2 protein-coding genes are annotated in these 724 nt (G+C 68.1%); one reads left to right on the top strand and one right to left on the bottom strand.

Annotated features, from left to right (window positions below; all coding sequences use genetic code 11):
* Positions 1-300 (top strand): single-stranded DNA-binding protein (gene ssb, locus ACFVX9_RS39935; RefSeq protein WP_387987254.1); only part of this gene is annotated, 300 nt, incomplete at its 5' end.
* A 9-nt stretch (positions 301-309) separates the two neighbouring features.
* Here the strand turns inward: ssb and ACFVX9_RS39930 are convergent.
* Positions 310-633: a hypothetical protein gene (locus tag ACFVX9_RS39930; protein ID WP_387987252.1), complete on the bottom strand. Its 324-nt coding sequence runs from the start codon at positions 631-633 to the stop codon at positions 310-312.
* Positions 634-724 lie beyond the last annotated feature (91 nt).

The raw sequence follows: 724 nt of genomic DNA, 5'->3' as shown, positions 1-724 counted from the left end.
GAGCCGTTGTTCCTGCGCTGCGCGATCTGGCGCCAGGCCGCCGAGAACACCGCCCAGTCGCTGACCAGGGGCATGCGCGTCATCGTCACCGGCCGCCTCAAGCAGCGCACCTTCGACGACAAGGAAGGCCAGCGCCGCACCGTCGTCGAGATCGACGCCGAAGAAGTTGCAGCCTCCCTGACCTACGTGACCGCGACCGTCACCAAGACCTACCGCTCAGGCCCAGCCCAACCGTCCCCGGCCAGTACAGCCTCCGTCCCGGTCCAGCCGCGTCCATCGGGTGACGTGTATCCGTTCTGACCTGCCCGCTCAGCCCCAGAACGCGTGACGGGGATCATCCAGGAGAACCAGAGCCTTGTCCAGTGACGGCAGGGACGGCAGATCTTCGCGCGCGTACCAGCGCCCGTTGCGGTCCGCCCCATCGACCACCCATCCCTCACCGCCGAGCCGCAGCCGGGCGACTCTGCGTGAGGTCCACTCACCGACTCCGTCCCACGGCGCGCGTTCCTCACTGACCACCACGGCATTGGCCCGAATTGCCCACACCACCGCCACCTCGGCCCGGGCGTGAGCAGGGATTCGCTCCTCGGCCCACTTTGCCAGCCGGGCCCGGTCCATCTCAGAGATCTTCACACCCCTCACGGTAACCCCGGCGGCACGTTCGAAACACGCATCACCTTGCGCGCAAACGGGGGTTGCGGCCCTGGCGTGATCCTTCGTGCGG

Source organism: Kitasatospora sp. NPDC058243 (genome assembly GCF_042882025.1).
In the GTDB taxonomy this organism is placed as follows: Bacteria; Actinomycetota; Actinomycetes; order Streptomycetales; family Streptomycetaceae; genus Kitasatospora.
The sequence above is the reverse complement of the archived record's forward strand: the minus strand, read 5'-3'. Positions and strand labels throughout refer to the sequence as shown.